Raw genomic sequence first — 16,847 nt, 5'->3', positions numbered from 1 at the left:
AACATTCTTGCCCTGCGATGGTTTGCCCTTCAAACGAAAGGAGGATGTCATGGCCAAAATCAGACAGATGAAAACGAACGACGCCCCCTCCGCCGACGCCGATATCCGTACGCAGCAGGCTCTCGATCAAGCTGCGGGCGGTTCCGGAGACATCGATACCTTGGCGCCGGGTATCGAAACGCTGGACATCAATTTTACCTATTCCGAACCGGGCAGCGACGACTCGCGGTCAACTGACACTCCGGAATGCGACAGGCAGCGCCAGCAGGCTCTGGATGTGGCTGCCGGCCGGATTGCGGAGGCGGTCAGAGCTTCGCAACCGCGAAAGCACCATACAACGCGCAATGTTGCGATGCTCGCAATCGGCGGCCTCGCGGGCTTTTTGCTGCACGGGATTCTCCGGACCCGCTAGACTGCTCCCGAATGCAGACCGCCATATGGAACCTTATTGCGTTTTTCTTGTTGCGTTCATGAGCCCAACGAAGGGAGGGCATCATGCAACGTCATCACACGCTACATGCGTCGACAAGCTCTGAGAAAAACCCATTCAAGGCCTCCGAATCACAATGGCGGCCGGACGCGGAAATTCGCGCAGAAATCCAAAGAAGATTGAATGAAGACCCGCTGCTGGATATCAGCGGCATCTTCGTGACCGTCAGTAACGGCCGTGTTCTCCTTGAAGGATCAGTCGAAAACGACGAGGTAAAGCGACGCATCGAGACCCACTCGCGGCAGGTGAGCGGCATCAGCGGCCACGACAGTAACCTTTGTGTTCGTAAGCCGCGATAGAAAGCGTAGGCAAGCATGCGCGCATTATTGATCGTCATTCTCGGATTGATGGTGGCCTCGATCCTTAGCATCCTCGTCATCAAGCCGTTCGTCACCGGCAAGAACCAGGATTCGCAGATGGCGCAGAAGACCATCGAACAACCGGAACCGAAACCATAAAGGCGCCGTAGAGCCTTACTTCGCTTCCGGCGTCTGCTGCTCCTGCTGGCCCGGCACGGCGCTAGGCGGAATAACGGGTGTCTTGCCGCCCTTCGGTGCCGGCTTTTCCATTGCGCTGTCTCCAGTCGTTGGCGGTTTCAGCACACCGCCGCAGTCCGAAAGTTCGTTACTGGCGTTCTCATCAGAACGAGGTGGCAGGTTTTGGTGTTCACCTTCGCTCTGCTCGTTGGCGTCTGGAGCCCTGCAGTGGTCGCTGTTGGGCATCTGTGGCTGTTGCGCGGACGTGGCCACTGGCATCGCGAATGTCAGCGCGGCCGCTACGAGCAGAAACCGTCCAAGCGGCCGGCGCCGTGCGTCCGATGAGGGCGGAGGTGACGACATCGTCGCCGATCTTGCCGCCGAAGACACCATATTCGTGACGTATCCGGCGTCGGAATTGCCGGCTGTTGCGATCGGAACCGGCCGACAAAGCTTGAAGCTCTCGTCCATGCTGTTCTCCATCGATGAAAGAGCAGGGATGCAGACCGGATGGATAGGAAGCTCGCCTGCCTATTCGTCGGCCATGGAGAGAAAACGGAAAAATCTCCATGTTCTTCAGCACCATCACGTCCGTTTGGCACGGCCTGCAGTGTCAAGGGCTAACGTCTGATAGCGACCGATGTTCCGAGGCGCCCACCTCACATCAGCGGACGGTGAAATCGCGAAACCGGCTTGAGCCACTGGAATTGCGGAACTAAAAAACGGCCGCCTGCGGAAGGAGGCCGTTCTCGTATTTTTTCGAAATATCGATAGGGACTTTATTCGGCCGCTTGCAAAGCGGGCGTCTCGAAGTCGTCGGTCAATTGTCCGGCCATGGCGGCGGAGAATTTCGACTGATCGAGCTCGTTCTCCCAGCGTGCGACGACGACAGTCGCGACGGCGTTACCGACAAGATTGGTCAGCGCGCGGCATTCCGACATGAAGCGGTCAATACCAAGGATCAGCGCCATGCCGGCGATCGGAACCGAAGGAATGACGGAAAGCGTGGCGGCAAGCGTGATGAAGCCGGCGCCGGTGATGCCGGCAGCACCCTTGGAACTCAGCATTGCCACCAACAGCAACAGGATCTGATCGCCGAATGTCAGCGGCGTATCCGTCGCCTGGGCGATGAAGAGGGCCGCCAGCGTCATATAGATGTTGGTGCCGTCGAGATTGAAAGAATAGCCCGTCGGAATGACGAGGCCGACGACAGAACGTTTGCAGCCGGCGCGTTCCATCTTGTTCATCAGGCCGGGCAGTGCGGCTTCGGACGACGAGGTGCCGAGCACCAGCAACAGCTCTTCCTTGATGTAGCGGATCAGCGCCAAGATCGAGAAGCCGTTGTAACGGGCGACGGCGCCGAGCACGACGAGCACGAACAGCAGCGATGTCAGATAGAAGGTGCCGATCAGGAACGCCAGATTGGCGATCGTGCCGATGCCATATTTGCCGATGGTGAAGGCCATGGCGCCGAATGCACCGATCGGCGCGAACTTCATCAGGATCGAGACCATGCGGAAAATCGGCGAGGTCAGCACCTGCAGGAAATTCTGCACCGGACGCGCCCGCTCCCCGACGGCGCCGAGCGCGACGCCGAAGATCACCGAGAAGAACAGAACCTGGAGGATGTCGCCCTTGGCGAAAGCACCGACGATCGTGTCCGGAATGATGTTCATCAGGAAGCCGACGACCGAGGCGTCATGTGCCTGCGCCGCGTAGTTGTTGACGGCCTTCGTATCCAGCGTTGCCGGATTGATATGCATGCCGGCGCCCGGCTGCAGGACGTTCGAGACGACAAGGCCAACGACCAGAGCCAGCGTCGAGAAGACGAGGAAATAAAGAAGCGCCTTGCCGACGACACGGCCGAATTTCTTCAGGTCCGACATGCCGGCAATGCCGGTTGCCACTGTCAGGAAGATGACCGGCGCAATGACCATGCGCACGAGCTTGATGAAGGCATCGCCGAGCGGCTGCAAGGATGCGCCGGTTTGCGGATAGAAATGTCCAAGCAGGATACCGGCGGCGATCGCGGCGAGAACCTGCACATAAAGATGCCGGTAAAAGGGAAGTTTGCCGTGTGTCTCGGCAGCGACGGGTACAATCATGATATCCTCCGTTATGCCCAACCGATCCCTCGGCCCTCCGGGCTACGACCAATCCTCAACAGCCTCCGACTGTTTGGCGGATCGTTGCAATAGGCATGCCAGATGGATGATCTTCGTGTAATATATTGATATATAAGCGTATTTTTTGGAGGCTTGCGGCCGTGCATTTAGTTTTGTGCGACAATCCGCACAGATCGAATTGCGCTCCGCGCGAAATCATGCACAATGTAGCGATGCTGCAGCGGCCTGCCACGGACCGATTTTCGACGCCTGAGCAACTGGGCCGGCGCTCTCGCCGCGTCTGGCTAGTCTTTGCGATTTTCTGCGCGATCGTCATTGCCGCCGCGCTCTATGGTGCCGGCGTTTACGGCCGCGCGACCGCAATCGAGGCGCTGCAAGCCCAGGGGCGCACCGATGCGAACCTGAAGGTCGCGCTGCTGAGAGCCGTCCTCGAGCGCCCCCGTGCCTTGCCGCTCCTCTTGGCGGACGACCAGCAAGTACGCGACGCGCTCGCCGCGCCGAAGGGCGATGCGGTTACGACGCTCGACCGCAAGCTCGAAAGCCTCGTTTCCGGCACCAAGGCCTCGGTGCTCTATGTCACGGGCAAGGATGGTGTGGCGATCGCATCAAGCAACTGGCGTGAGCCGCTGAGCTTTGTCGGCAATGATTATTCCTTCCGTGATTATTTCCGCCGGGCGATGGAGGCAGGCACAGCGGAACATTTCGCGCTCGGCAATGTCAGCAATAGGCCCGGTCTTTACATTTCCCGCCGCGTCGGCGATGCGGCGGATGCGTTGGGTGTCGTGGTTGTCAAGATGGAATTCGACCAGCTCGAAGCCGATTGGCGGGAAGCCGGTCGTCCAGCCTATGTCACCGACGAGCACGGCGTCGTTCTGATCACCAGCATGCCCTCCTGGCGCTTCATGACCGCGTCACCACTATCGGCCGACAATCTCGCCGCCATCCGCAAGAGCCTGCAATTCGGCGATGCGCCATTGACGCCTCTGCCGATCGCCCACCCCGAAGCGATCGGTCCGGACGTCGCAATCGTGCGCGCGGTTCTGCCGGGCAGCAGCGCTGCGGAATATCTGCGGCTGACGACACCGATCCCTTCGACACCCTGGCAGTTGGACTATCTCGTACCGACGGACCAGGCAATTTCCTCCACCGTCCGCGAAACACGCTACCTCACGCTGACCGTGCTGGTGCCGATCCTGGCGATCGCCGCCTTCCTGCTGAGGCGCCGCCACGTCTCCGCAATGCAGATCGCTATCAGCCGGATCGCTCGCGAGGAGCTGGAACGGCGCGTATCGGAGCGCACCGAAGATCTCAGCCGCGCCCGTGACCGTCTCGAAGCGGAAATTGCCGATCACCGCACGACAGAGGCGAAGCTGCAGGTCGTGCAGCAGGAATTGGTACAAGCCAACCGTCTTGCGATCCTCGGGCAGGTCGCCGCCGGCGTCGCCCATGAGATCAACCAGCCGGTCGCGACCATTCGCGCCTATGCCGACAATGCCCATATCTTCCTGGAGCGGCAGCAGATCGCGCCGGCAAAAGAAAATCTCTCCTCCATCGCGGCCCTGACGGAACGGATCGGCACGATTACCGAGGAGTTGAAGGCATTTGCCCGCAAGGGGCGGACCGCGCCGGAACCTGTGGAATTGAGAAGCGTCATTGAAGGCGCTGTAGTCCTGCTCAGAAGCCGTTTTGCCGGCCGGTTGGATGCGCTGGCGATCGATCTTCCGCCTGCCGAGTTGACAGTGGTCGGCACACGCGTTCGGCTCGAACAGGTGCTGATCAATCTTTTTCAAAACGCGCTCGAAGCGCTGGAAGGCCGCGAGCAGGCGAAAGTCGAAGTTTGGACTAGGGAAACGACCGATGGCGTCGATGTCATCGTCTCCGACAATGGCCCAGGCATTCCGCCGGCGATCCTCCATTCGCTGTTCACGCCCTTCAACACGTCTAAGGAAAAAGGTCTCGGTCTCGGCCTTGTGATCTCCAAAGACATCGTCGCCGACTATGGCGGCCGCATTGATGTTGCAAGCAGCGGGAACGGCACCCGTTTTACCATTCACCTGCGCAAGGCAATTTCATGAACGATGTTTCCCCGGTCTTTCTGATCGACGACGACAAGGACCTGCTGAAAGCAACGAAACAGACGCTCGAACTCGCGGGCTTTTCGGTTTCCGCTTTCTCCACTGCAGCCGATGCGCTCGGCGCGCTCGATGGCGATTTTGGCGGCGTGGTCGTCTCCGATATCCGCATGCCGCAGATGGATGGGCAGCAGCTCTTCAGCCGCGTCAAGGAGCAGGATGCGGACCTGCCGGTCATCCTGGTCACCGGCCATGGCGATATCCCGATGGCGGTCAAGGCGATCCAGGACGGCGCCTATGACTTCATCACCAAACCCTTCGCTACCGACCGGCTGGTGCAAAGCGTGCGGCGGGCAGCGGAAAAGCGGCGGCTCGTTCTGGAAAACCGCGCACTCCGCATTGCGGCCGAACAGGCGCAGGGCGATCTGCCGTTGATCGGCCAGACCCCGGCGATGGAGCGGCTGCGCCATACGCTGCGGCAGATCGCCGATACAGACGTCGATGTGCTTGTCACCGGCGAGACCGGCAGCGGCAAGGAAGTGGCCGCAAGCCTCCTGCATCGCTGGAGCCGGCGCGCGAAGGGTAATTTCGTCGCGCTCAATTGCGGCGCGCTGCCCGAAACCGTCATCGAAAGTGAGCTTTTCGGCCACGAGCCTGGCGCCTTTACCGGCGCGCAGAAGAAGCGCATCGGCCGCATCGAACATGCAAGCGCCGGCACGCTGTTTCTCGATGAGATCGAGAGCATGCCGCCGGCAATACAGGTGCAAATGCTGCGTGTTCTGGAAATGCGCGAGGTAACGCCACTCGGCACCAACGAGGTGCGCCCTGTCGACCTCCGCGTGGTAGCCGCCGCGAAGGTCGATCTCGGCGATCCGCGCCAGCGCGGTGATTTCCGCGAAGATCTCTACTACCGCCTCAACGTCGTCACCATATCCATCCCGCCGCTCCGCGACCGGCGCGAGGATATTCCCCTGCTCTTTGGTTATTTCGCAGACCGCGCCGCCAGCCGCTTCAAGCGCGAAGTCCCCGCCATTTCCGCGGCTGTCCGTCATCATCTGCAGAGCCACGATTGGCCCGGCAATGTTCGCGAGCTTTCGCATTTCGCAGAACGTTTCGTCCTTGGCCTGGAAGGGGCGACGGCGCCGAAGGCCAACGAAACCCTCGCCGCCGATGCGACGCTGCCCCTACCCGCCCGCGTGGAACGCTATGAGGCCGAACTCATCCGCGAGTCTCTTGCCCAAAACGGCGGCGATGTCCGCCGTACGATCGAGGCCCTCGGCATCCCCCGGAAGACCTTTTACGACAAGCTTCAACGCCACGGCATTGTCAGAGGAGATTTTGCGGGCTTCGACGCAGACGACCGGCGAACGCGCACGGGCGATTGACGCGCGCTTCGACACAATCCCGATCGCCCCTTTCCGCCAAGCATCCGTCTTAAAGCTATGTATTCGGGCCTGCGACAAAACCGCCGCGCCAGATGGCGATAAAAGGCTATCAGGAACTGATCCTCCACCAAAACGTTACCGACGCTGTGGCCAACAAATGTGAGAGTTGTGCCGTGGTTGATGATCAGCATCTTGCTCAGAAAGACAAGCAGACTGAATCTCGGATTGACCGTATTCATCCGGAGGATGATCAGCAGATCGACCGGACGGAGAAAAAGCGTCCGTCATTCATCCGCAGGCATCCCGTGTGGATCCTGCTTGGCGTGGTCGTTCTCGCTGCCCTGGCTGCCGCCGCATGGTTGCTCTGGCAGATCTATTTCCATCCTTATGAGTCGACGGACGATGCCTTCATCGACGCTCGAAGCTTCTCGCTCGCCATGAAAGTTTCCGGTTACGTCACCGAGGTTCCGGTGACGGATAATCAGCACGTCCAGGCAGGCGACGTCATCTTGAAGATCGACCCGCGCGACTACCAGATCACCCTCGACCAGGCCAATGGACAGGTGAATGTTGCGGCCGCCGCACTCCAAAGCGCCAGTGCCCAGATCGACGCCGCAAGCGCCGCGATCGACGTCGCAAAAGCGCAGCAGAATTCGGCGGCGGCTGCGCTGCAATATGCGCAGCAGGAAGCCGCCCGCCAGCAGCAACTGGTCAAGAGCGGGTCGGGCAGCGTGCAGGCGGTGCAGCAGGCGACCTCGAATCTGCAGCAGAGCCAAGCGAGCACGGCACAGGCCGAAGCAAACATAACGTCTGCGCAGAAGAACAAGGCGGTTGCCGAAGCCCAGAAGGCGAGCGCCGCCGCCAGTTTGAGCCAGGCACAGGCACAGGCCGAAGAGGCGCAGCAGAACCTCAAATACACGACGATCGTCGCTGCCCAGCCGGGCCGTGTCGTCCGTCTCACTGGCGCCAAAGGCCAATATATCGAAGCCGGACAGGCAATCTCGATGTTCGTCCCCGACGAGATCTGGATCACCGCGAATTTCAAGGAAACGCAATTGACCGACATGCGGCCGGGTCAGCCGGTCGATGTGACGATCGATGCCTATCCGGATCACACGCTACACGGCCGGGTCGCGTCGATCCAACCAGGCTCCGGTACGGCCTTCTCGCTGCTTCCCGCCGAGAACGCGACCGGCAATTATGTGAAAGTCACGCAGCGCGTACCGGTGAAGATCGTCGTCGACAATTGGCCGGCCGATATCGCAATCGGCCCCGGCATGTCCGTGGTTCCCACCGTCACTGTCCGGCCGAGGCATTGACATGAGCGGCGCAGACACAACCGCCGGCGGAGCTGCCGCTCCCGCCGCGGGCGCCACCAATCCATGGCTGATCGCGGTCGTGGTCTCGCTTGCGACCTTCATGGAAGTGCTGGACACGACGATCGCCAACGTGGCGCTGCGCTATATTTCGGGCGGTCTTGCCGTTAGCGCGGATGAAGCTTCCTGGGTGGTTACGACCTACCTCGTTTCCAATGCAACCGTATTGGTCGCCAGCAGTTTCATTGCCGAACGATACGGCAGACGTCGTTTCTATCTCTTTTGCCTCGCGACCTTCACGATCGCCTCCGTTCTTTGCGGGCTGGCTTGGAATCTGCAATCGCTGCTCTTCTTTCGCATCATCCAGGGCTTTGCCGGCGGCGGCATGGTGCCGACATCGCAGGCGATCCTCGCCGATTCATTTCCGCCGGCAAAACGCGGTCAGGCATTCGCGATGTTCGGCGTCGCAGTCGTGGTAGCGCCCGTCGTCGGCCCCACACTCGGCGGCTATCTTTCGGATAATTATTCCTGGCACTGGTGTTTCCTGATCAACGGGCCGGTGGGTGTCCTTGCCTTCATCCTCGTCTATTTTCTGGTGGAGAGATCGCAGGAGATGCGCCGAAAGCGCGAGGAGTTTCGCAGACAAGGCGTCCGCTTCGATCTTGTCGGCTTCCTGCTTGTCGCAACATTTCTCGGCTCGCTCGAACTGGTTCTCGATCGCGGTCAGACGGAAGACTGGTTCGATTCAAATTTCATCATCGCCATGACGGCGCTTTGTGTTCTGGCCTTTGCACTGGCAATCCCTTGGGTGCTGACGAAATCGAACCCGATCATCGATGGCCGCCTGCTCGGAACCCGGCAATTCGGATCCTGCTTCATCGTCATGATGGCAACCGGCGCAATCCTTATCGCGACGACACAATTCCTTCCGCAGGTCCTGCAGCAGGATTACGGATACACCGCCACCTGGGCGGGCCTGGCACTGTCGCCAGGCGGTCTCGTCACCATGGTCATGATGTTCGTCGCGGGTCGCCTGACCACGGTGGTCCAGCCGAAATACATGATTGCCGCTGGTGCATTGATCATAGCAGGTTCGATGTGGTGGCTGACGCGGCTCAATCCCGACCTTAATTTCGCATTCTTCGTCTGGTCGCGCCTCTATATCGGCTTGGGCCTGCCACTGATCTTCATTGCGATCACCTCGGCCTCCTATTACGGCTTGAGGCCGGACCAGACCAATCAGGCCTCTGCCATGATCAACGCCGCGCGCAACATAGGTGGTTCGATCGGCGTCTGCATCGCCTTGAACGTTCTGGCGCATCGGCAGCAGTGGCATCAGAGCCGGCTCGTCGAGCACATAGTCCCGTCATCGCCTGCCTACCACGAAACGCTACAGACGATGACACGCTATTTTGCGCAGAAAGGCGCGACAATGGCCGACGCGCAATCGCAAGCGACGGCCTGGATCGGACAACAGGTGCAGACGCAATCGAGCTATCTTGCCTATATCGACGTCTTCTACGTGCTGACGATGATCGCGCTTTCGGCAATCCCGCTTGCCCTGATCCTCAGTAATGTCAAACTCGGAGAGGGCGGCGGTGGCATGCACTGAAGGGTTAAGACATCGTTGAGGCGGCTTAGCGCCGGCGACCTCTCGCGTTGAACCCGTTATGAATTGCCGTAGGCAGCAGCAGGTGTTCGCTTCGGGGCTGAGAATATGGGAGCGAACAAGTAGCTGAGCCTTTTCGAGGTCGCCGCCGTGATGTGATCGGCATCCTTATAGAGGGGCATGCCGTCTTGCGTGGCATCGCAATGCCCGTCGTGGCAGATCGCGGGCAGCGGATCGACGATATCAGCGCCGTATTTGGCGGCCAGACTAGTCAAAATTGCGCGCGACAGCGCCTGGCGTTTCGCAACGTAATCCCATGGCGGGGCGACTTCTGTCGATGTCTTGGTCATGACAGCCTTGGCGACGGCTTCCGGCATGTAGCGGCCCATTTCCGGCACGTCCATGACCAACACGACCTTGGTTCCCTGCCGCGTCAGCGCCGCCATCAGGCGATCAAGGGATGCCGTCACCGACGCCGACTTGTCCTGCAGCGGCGGCGGCACCGAGGGATCGAAGTAGACGCCCTCGCCAGGCAACTCGGCGTCATGCACATATTTTGGCCAATAGGCGATCAGGAATACCAGAGGGACATGCTTCGATGTAACGAGATCCCGGACCGCGGCATTGAAGTCGCCGCATCGCTTTACATCACCGCGGGCTGGGAGCTGTGCGTCGGGTAGCGGCGGACATGACGCGTGGCCCGCAAACAGACCGGAAACACCGGCCTGCTTTGCGGCCCCATCGATTGCCGGAGCCATGGCTCCGGAATGCGAATCTCCCCAAACGAGGAAAGAAGGAGCGATCGATCCTTCCGCGCCGAGCGGACAAAGCTTTCCGGCGCGTACGTTGGGTAGAGACGGCCCGGTCGTATCGGAGTCGGCAAAGCACGGCGGTTGGCCGAAGCGGCTGATGTCGTATGTTGCGGCATAGACCTTCTGCACATCGGCCGGGAGGCGGCTCGGCACGCCGCTGTCACGAATGACATAGCTGCCGAATCCGATCACGGCGATCATGACCGCCGCTGCTGCCGCGAACAAGGGCCGTCGGCCCAAGCGGCTGCGGCGGCCGCGAAACGGCTGTTCGATGAACCGCCACGAAAACGCTGCGAGAGCGAACGAGGCGAACACGATCAAGCCACCTTGAACCAGGGAAAGCTCGCGGCCGAAAATTTCGCGGCTGAATACGATGAGCGGCCAATGCCAGAGATAGAGGGAATAGGAAATCAGCCCGACGAACACCAAGGGCCTCGCCCGCAGCGCCCGTCCAGCCCACCCATGTTCGGCGCCCGCATAGATCACCAAGGCTGCACCGACACAGGGCAATAAGGCGGCCGGGCCAGGAAATGGAGTGTGATCAGTGAAAGCGAACACGGCAATAGCGATCAGGACTATGCCGAGCGTGGCGAGCCCCTCCCGCACCAAGGGCCGTGCGGGCTTCGGTATCACATTGAAAGCCAGAAAGGCGCCGAGCAGCAATTCCCAGGCGCGGAACTGCAGCAGGTAGAATGCCACCGCAGGCTCACGAAAGACCGTCCAGGCACTCGCCGCGAAGGAGGCGATCAGCAGCGCCAGCAGAATATGCACCGTATGGCGCCGCGCAAACCGGGTGACCACCAATAGCAGCAGCGGAAACAGGATGTAGAACTGCTCTTCGACCGCGAGCGACCAGGTGTGCAGCAGCGGCTTCAACTGCGCGCCAATGTCGAAATAGCCGCTTTCCTTCTCGAATTGGATGTTCGAGGTGAACAATGCAGCCGCCTTCAGGCTGCGGGCGAAATATTCCAGCTCGACCGGCATCAGAAGCAACCAGGCCGCCACGGAGGAGGCCGCGAGAACGGCAAAGAGCGCCGGGAAAATGCGCCGTATTCGCCTCTCGTAAAAACGCAGGATGCTGAAATCGCCCCGCGCGATTTCCCCTGAGATCAGCGAGGCCATCAGGAACCCGGAGATGACGAAGAAAACATCGACGCCGACGAAACCGCCGCTGAATCCCGGAATGCCGGCGTGATAAAGCACGACCGGTAGGATCGCCAATGCGCGAAGTCCATCGATATCGGCGCGATATTTCAAATGGCCTGGAGTAGGCTGGCGCACGAACTCGGGAAGAGGAGAATCACGCAGTACTAAATTCAAACTTATTCTCCGAAGGCCGCGAGGGTTCTGGCGCTGACCGCCCAGGCGGTTATAGCGGTGAGCTGACGTTAAACTGAAAACTCACCGCAGCGACTTAGGTTCAGCCCTATTCGTCTTGTTCAGTCGCGTTGCTGAGGCTTGGCGGATTTCAGCGAGTTGCAAGGGAGACCTGATAGGTTTTTGATAAGCAGGTCGGCGAGGAGGGCGCAAATCGAGCATGACGGGCATTACCCTTCGCAACGTGGTCAAACGTGTGGCGCTCCTGAACCTCGGCTATTTCTGTGTCGAGTTTGTGGTCGCTCTGTCCATCGGTTCGGTATCGCTCTTTGCCGACAGCGTCGATTTGCTGGAAGACGCTTCGCTGAACCTGTTGATCCTGACGGCGCTTGGCTGGAGCGTCCGCAACCGCGCCCGCCTCGGCATGGCTCTTGCCGTGGTCCTGCTCGTTCCCGGACTGGCGACCATCTGGACCGCGTGGCAGAAATTCATGGCACCCGTTGCGCCGGAACCACTGCCGCTATCCCTGGCGGGGCTCGGCGCGCTTGCCGTCAATCTCTCCTGCGCCATGATGCTGGTGCGCTTTCGCGAGCATAGCGGCAGCCTCACCCGCGCCGCATTTCTCTCCGCCCGCAACGACGTGCTCGCCAATATAGCGATCATCGCGGCGGGTCTTGTTACCGCATTTCTCTGGACTTCTGCATGGCCGGACCTGATCGTCGGCATCGCCATCGCCGCAGTGAACGCCGACGCGGCGCACGAGGTCTGGACGGCGGCGAGAAGCGAGCATAGCGCGGCCGCTTGAGATTCTCGGCTTATGCCGCGCCGCTGGGATGCCGACTTTAGACGCCCAACGCGCGGACGATATTCGGCTGCGATGTCAATTGCGCGGCCAAGTCAGCGGTTCGATCCAGGACTGTCATCGCCCGCGAGATCAGGCGATCAAGGCCATCGGCACTTTCACAAGCCTCAACTATCAGCGGCGCGCTCAGGCATATCCTCAAGGCACTTGCGGGCAGATCGCCGAAGTCGGCGCAGCGCACGGGTTGGCCGAGACGCACCGGTACAAGGCCGCTCTGCTCGACGGCTAGGTTCTTGTAGACCGCGGCAGTCTCCGTTGCCGTCAGGACGCGGCCTTGATGAGGATTACGCAGATAAAATGCAAAGATAGACGGTATTTCATCCCAGCCAGCAGCGTCCGATCCATTCCACAGACGCTTCCGGTCTATCGCGCGACTGTCCAGCAATTCGAAGGCACTGTCCTGCTGCAGCCGCTCTCCGACTGCCTTTGCGAAAGCAGAAAGCACGGCGATCACCTTTTCCTCAAGCACGCCGACGAAGCGCTCGAGTTCGAATAGCGCCGCCTTCCATCGCAGCAGCAGGCCGAAATTGGCTTGGTCCGGTAACACGTCCCGGGCAATCCAGCCCTCCGGCCAATCGGCTTTCGCGCAATAATCGGCAAGCGCAGAAGGCAATGGCCGCTGCTTCAGGCGTTCCGACATTCCAGGCGGACAGAGCAGCGCCCCACTGAAAATCGGACCGGCCAGGAATTTGGAGCCGGTGACGGCCACCAGGAAATCATGGGCCAGATAGGCGCGGATCGTTGCCGCGGAGACACGAAACTGGCAGGCATCAATCATGATGTCGAGCATGGCGCCGAAGCGCTCTTTCAGGCGAAACACCGTTTCAAGCCCCGGTGCCACCAGGCTGGTCTTGGAAACATCCGTGACGACCAGAAGGCATCTGAGTTCAGCCGCACGGGCAAGTTCGATCAGCCCTTTCAATTCTAATTCGATCTCTTCGTCGCTCCGCAACGTGCCATCCGCATTGCGCACCGCGACCGTCGTATTTCGCGTCGCGTGTCCGGAGCTCAGTTCCTCGCCTTTCGCAACCGGGCGATGACCGCCGACGCGGGTCATGAAGTGGCGCCCGGACGCGGCGGTCATCACGCCGCTGCCGGTCTCATTGCCCATCAGCGTGATAGTCATCAAGGTCCGATCGTCCTGACGCGCCAGCAATGCCGCAGCGAAGAGATGGATGTCGGTGCCGGACGTCGCCATGATGGCATTTACCCGCGAAGGCTCTGATATCTGATCGAGCCCGAGCAGACGCAGCAATCTCGTGCGCATCCGCGCGATCTCCCGCGCGTAGATGTCGGCCGCAGGCCGTGTTTCCATTTCCTGCAAAAGCTCCGCATGATATGCGCCGACCGCTGCGAAAGCCTGTGCGGAAATGGTCGATGCGGTCGAGGAGCCGAAGGCCAAATCCTGCGGCCGGGGCGATGGCCCGTGCCCATACATGTTGACGCCGCTTCCCGGCTCGCATTCCAATCTCTCGTCTCCGCCGGAAATCAGGCAGTTGAGAAGTGCATCCTTGCCCTTGTCGGACGGCTTCGACGGCCCGCCTGCGATCTCAGCCATTTTGCCGCTCGGGGCAAGGCCGGGGGCGTAGTCGCCAAAAGTCTTCAGCATGCAAAAACATTCCTCTCACGGTCCTGAAATCGAGCACTTTAAGCGCCGCGATCTCCACTTTACCCGCAGATGGTTTCGGGCATGGAACATTAGGACAAACAAGATGGAGCGAAGCTGACTTGCCGATGAATGGCACCCGCAGTGCCGAGTTAGCATGCACAAAAGGTCCGTCTGGCGAGCGCAGCACTGGCGCTCCACCAGCGGGAACCCGCTGACATTTGACAATGGCGAGAATCGATCAGGCCGGCTCTTCTGGCCCTGCCTAAGCCCCAAACGAAAAAGCCTGCCGCGGGAGGAGGTGCGGCAGGCTTTCGTAAAGAACCGAACAGTAGCTGGGAGGAGGAATGCTACCGTTCCCGCAGACGACCTTGGGAGGAGGAGTAAGGACATCTGCATCACGAAGAGATGCGGGAGGAGGTGCATCGCTTCGATGGTTCCTATCATACCGTTGATTTGCTCAGTTCATAGGCATTTCTTTGCAGGGCAGGCATGCGTTATGCGAAAAGCAGGAAGCTGTGCCGGCATCCGTCGTCATTGGAATCCACGAAGAGGCTCATGGAAAGCATAAAACAAAAGCGCCCGCTCGCGAGGAAGCAGGCGCTGACAAAATGTCGAAGTCTGATGACGTCTTATGCCGTTAGCGAACGACCGCCCCACGGGCAATGTTGTGAATGTCGCCGCGGCCAATACCGAGGTCATTCAGTTCGCGCGTGGACATACGGCCCAGTTCGGCGACCGTTTGACGATACTTGCGCCAGTTGTTGAAAGAGCGTGCGATGTTCATGATGGTCCCCTTTCTTTGGGCATTCGAAGCTGAGCTGCCGTCCGTGGCGCTCCCTTCGCTTCGATGACTGCTATATAATATCGGACCTTCTGATATTGCAGCGCCAAGGCTACACTGCACCCATGCAAGAAGTGCATGGGTCGCTTAGCGGAACTTTAACTTCCTGGACTTCTCCGTCTCTGTTCATAGAGCCGCGACCGGCATAATCGACGAGCTCCAGCCGGTCCGATTTCTTAACTGCCTTTTTCCGCAGCCTGGCCCTTAGAAACATCTTTGGGGTTGACCTTCGTCAACGCATTACCATTCTTGGCCGCGAGCGAGCCGGGAATTGCAACTGTGCAGATTGTTCTCCGGCCGTCGGCGCGAAAATAATTCGCTGGACGTGTCGCATTCTCACGCAGCCGTTCGTCATACGAAAAAATCAAACGATTTATCGCCTTGGGCAATGCCGATTGCCCGTCTGAATCCAAAGTAAAGGCAGCAGCATGATGACCGATAACCAGACTTTTGCCGATGCGGAACAGGATGTACCCACCGTGGAAGACCATAGTGCCCGCAACAAACTCGTTATAGCCCTGCTGTTGGTGTCGGCTTTCGTCGTCATTCTCAACGAAACCATCATGGGTGTCGCGCTGCCCCATCTGATGGCTGATCTCGATATCACGGCAAGTGCGGCCCAGTGGCTGACCACGGCCTTCATGCTGACCATGGCCGTCGTCATCCCCGTCACTGGATATCTGCTGCAGCGCCTCAACACGCGTCCGGTCTTCATTCTTGCCATGTCGCTATTCAGCGCCGGCACGCTGATATCGGCGCTGGCGCCGGGGTTTGCCGTCATTGTCGTCGGCCGCATCGTGCAGGCTTCGGGGACAGCGATCATGATGCCGCTGCTGATGACGACGGTAATGACCTTGGTGCCTCCGGGATCCCGCGGCAGAACCATGGGCAATATCTCGGTCGTCATATCGGTAGCGCCAGCGATCGGGCCAACCATTTCCGGGCTCATTCTTTCCGCACTGGAATGGCGCTGGCTGTTCCTCCTGGTGCTGCCGATCGCCCTGTCTGCATTGGCGCTCGGCGCCTTGCGGATAAAGAACGTGACGGTTCCAACCACCGCGCCGATCGATATTCTTTCGATCTTCCTTTCCGCCATCGGCTTCGGCGGTTTCGTCTATGGTCTCAGCGGGCTCGGCGAAGCAGCACTTCACCCGCCGGTGATATCTCCCTGGATTCCGCTCCTGATCGGCGCTGTCGTCATCGCGGTTTTCATATTGCGCCAGTTGCAATTGCAAAAGCAGGAGAGAGCACTGCTCGATCTGCGCACCTTGACTACAAAGACATTCACGATCGCTGCGGCCATGATGGCCATTCTCATGATGTCGATGTTCGGCGTTTTCATTCTGCTGCCTATCTATTTGCAAAACGTGTTGGGATTATCGACGCTGCAAACTGGTCTATTGTTGCTGCCCGGCGGTCTGATCATGGGCCTTTGCGCGCCTACGGTCGGGCGCCTGTTCGACAAATACGGTCCGGCGCCATTGATCATTCCCGGAGCAATCATACTCAGCGTGGTGATGGGCGGACTGGTCTTCATTCAGCAGGATACGCCGTTTTGGATGCTGTTGATCGCCCATATCGTGCTCAGCATCGGTCTTGCGCTGATGTTTACACCGCTGTTCACCGTCAGCCTTGGATCGCTGCCGCCAAACCTCTATTCGCACGGCAGCGCCATGCTTGGCGCCACCCAACAGGTCGCTGGCGCCGCCGGCACCGCACTGTTCGTGGCGATCATGACCTTGCGGGCCACCAGCCTTTCGGCCGGCGGCGCCAACCTTCTTGTCGCAACGACCGGCGGCATCAAGGCGGCATTTCTCTGTGGGACGATCATCTCGCTCGGAGCGATCGTCGCTGCGCTGTTTATCAAGAAGCCTCAACACGGGCAGGATATGGGGCACCATCATTAGAACGATTTGCTAATGACAGGGCGGT

15 protein-coding genes are annotated in these 16,847 nt (G+C 59.8%); 9 read left to right on the top strand and 6 right to left on the bottom strand.

The window, feature by feature from the left end:
* The first annotated feature begins 49 nt into the window (after positions 1-49).
* The 3 genes from QDY28_RS15150 to QDY28_RS15140 all read left to right on the top strand — a co-directional run bounded on the left by QDY28_RS15150 (position 50) and on the right by QDY28_RS15140 (position 948).
* Positions 50-412: a hypothetical protein gene (locus tag QDY28_RS15150; RefSeq protein ID WP_331382507.1), complete on the top strand. Its 363-nt coding sequence runs from the start codon at positions 50-52 to the stop codon at positions 410-412.
* Positions 413-495: 83 nt separating this feature from the next.
* The gene (locus QDY28_RS15145; protein ID WP_331382506.1) at positions 496-789 is read left to right on the top strand and encodes a BON domain-containing protein; all 294 of its coding nucleotides are present in this window, start codon (positions 496-498) and stop codon (positions 787-789) included.
* Between the two features lie 15 nt (positions 790-804).
* Positions 805-948, top strand: a complete 144-nt coding sequence (locus QDY28_RS15140; protein ID WP_331382505.1) for a hypothetical protein — start codon at positions 805-807, stop codon at positions 946-948.
* Positions 949-963: 15 nt separating this feature from the next.
* Here the strand turns inward: QDY28_RS15140 and QDY28_RS15135 are convergent, their stop codons facing one another.
* The gene (locus QDY28_RS15135) at positions 964-1,437 is read right to left on the bottom strand and encodes a hypothetical protein (protein WP_331382504.1); all 474 of its coding nucleotides are present in this window, start codon (positions 1,435-1,437) and stop codon (positions 964-966) included.
* A 308-nt stretch (positions 1,438-1,745) separates the two neighbouring features.
* Positions 1,746-3,071, bottom strand: a complete 1,326-nt coding sequence (locus QDY28_RS15130; RefSeq protein ID WP_331382503.1) for a dicarboxylate/amino acid:cation symporter — start codon at positions 3,069-3,071, stop codon at positions 1,746-1,748.
* A gap of 218 nt (positions 3,072-3,289) precedes the next feature.
* Between QDY28_RS15130 and QDY28_RS15125 the strand changes: the two genes are divergently transcribed.
* From QDY28_RS15125 to QDY28_RS15110, 4 genes are all read left to right on the top strand, one after another.
* Positions 3,290-5,167, top strand: coding sequence for a sensor histidine kinase (locus tag QDY28_RS15125; protein ID WP_331382502.1), 1,878 nt, complete (start codon positions 3,290-3,292; stop codon positions 5,165-5,167).
* Positions 5,164-6,549, top strand: coding sequence for a sigma-54-dependent transcriptional regulator (locus QDY28_RS15120; RefSeq protein WP_331382501.1), 1,386 nt, complete (start codon positions 5,164-5,166; stop codon positions 6,547-6,549). Before QDY28_RS15125 ends, QDY28_RS15120 begins: the two co-directional genes overlap by 4 nt.
* A 173-nt stretch (positions 6,550-6,722) precedes the next feature.
* The gene (locus QDY28_RS15115; RefSeq protein ID WP_442967524.1) at positions 6,723-7,868 is read left to right on the top strand and encodes an HlyD family secretion protein; all 1,146 of its coding nucleotides are present in this window, start codon (positions 6,723-6,725) and stop codon (positions 7,866-7,868) included.
* Position 7,869: 1 nt separating this feature from the next.
* A complete protein-coding gene (locus QDY28_RS15110) occupies positions 7,870-9,477 on the top strand; it encodes a DHA2 family efflux MFS transporter permease subunit (RefSeq protein WP_331382500.1) in 1,608 nt (535 codons plus the stop codon).
* Between the two features lie 56 nt (positions 9,478-9,533).
* On the opposite strand, the gene QDY28_RS15105 is transcribed toward QDY28_RS15110, so the two are convergent.
* Complete coding sequence (locus QDY28_RS15105) at positions 9,534-11,606, bottom strand: acyltransferase family protein (RefSeq protein WP_442967523.1); 2,073 nt, start codon at positions 11,604-11,606, stop codon at positions 9,534-9,536.
* Positions 11,607-11,823: 217 nt separating this feature from the next.
* Between QDY28_RS15105 and QDY28_RS15100 the strand changes: the two genes are divergently transcribed.
* Positions 11,824-12,408: a cation transporter gene (locus QDY28_RS15100; protein WP_331382499.1), complete on the top strand. Its 585-nt coding sequence runs from the start codon at positions 11,824-11,826 to the stop codon at positions 12,406-12,408.
* Between the two features lie 37 nt (positions 12,409-12,445).
* Here the strand turns inward: QDY28_RS15100 and QDY28_RS15095 are convergent, their stop codons facing one another.
* The 3 genes from QDY28_RS15095 to QDY28_RS15085 all read right to left on the bottom strand — a co-directional run bounded on the left by QDY28_RS15095 (position 12,446) and on the right by QDY28_RS15085 (position 15,406).
* A complete protein-coding gene (locus tag QDY28_RS15095; RefSeq protein WP_331382498.1) occupies positions 12,446-14,074 on the bottom strand; it encodes a hypothetical protein in 1,629 nt (542 codons plus the stop codon).
* 637 nt (positions 14,075-14,711) lie between these two features.
* The gene (locus QDY28_RS15090) at positions 14,712-14,858 is read right to left on the bottom strand and encodes a DUF1127 domain-containing protein (RefSeq protein WP_065091425.1); all 147 of its coding nucleotides are present in this window, start codon (positions 14,856-14,858) and stop codon (positions 14,712-14,714) included.
* Positions 14,859-15,091: 233 nt separating this feature from the next.
* Positions 15,092-15,406: a hypothetical protein gene (locus QDY28_RS15085; protein ID WP_331382497.1), complete on the bottom strand. Its 315-nt coding sequence runs from the start codon at positions 15,404-15,406 to the stop codon at positions 15,092-15,094.
* Here QDY28_RS15085 and QDY28_RS15080 point away from each other — a divergent pair.
* Positions 15,395-16,822 carry a DHA2 family efflux MFS transporter permease subunit gene (locus QDY28_RS15080; RefSeq protein ID WP_331382496.1) on the top strand — a complete coding sequence of 476 codons (1,428 nt, stop codon included), beginning with the start codon at positions 15,395-15,397 and terminating at the stop codon, positions 16,820-16,822. The genes QDY28_RS15085 and QDY28_RS15080 overlap by 12 nt on opposite strands.
* Positions 16,823-16,847: the final 25 nt, after the last annotated feature.

Origin of the sequence: Rhizobium sp. BR 362, from assembly GCF_036528765.1 — a bacterium.
Classification (GTDB): domain Bacteria; phylum Pseudomonadota; class Alphaproteobacteria; order Rhizobiales; family Rhizobiaceae; genus Rhizobium.
Note: the sequence above shows the minus strand (reverse complement) of the source record. Positions and strands in the feature narration are given on the sequence as shown.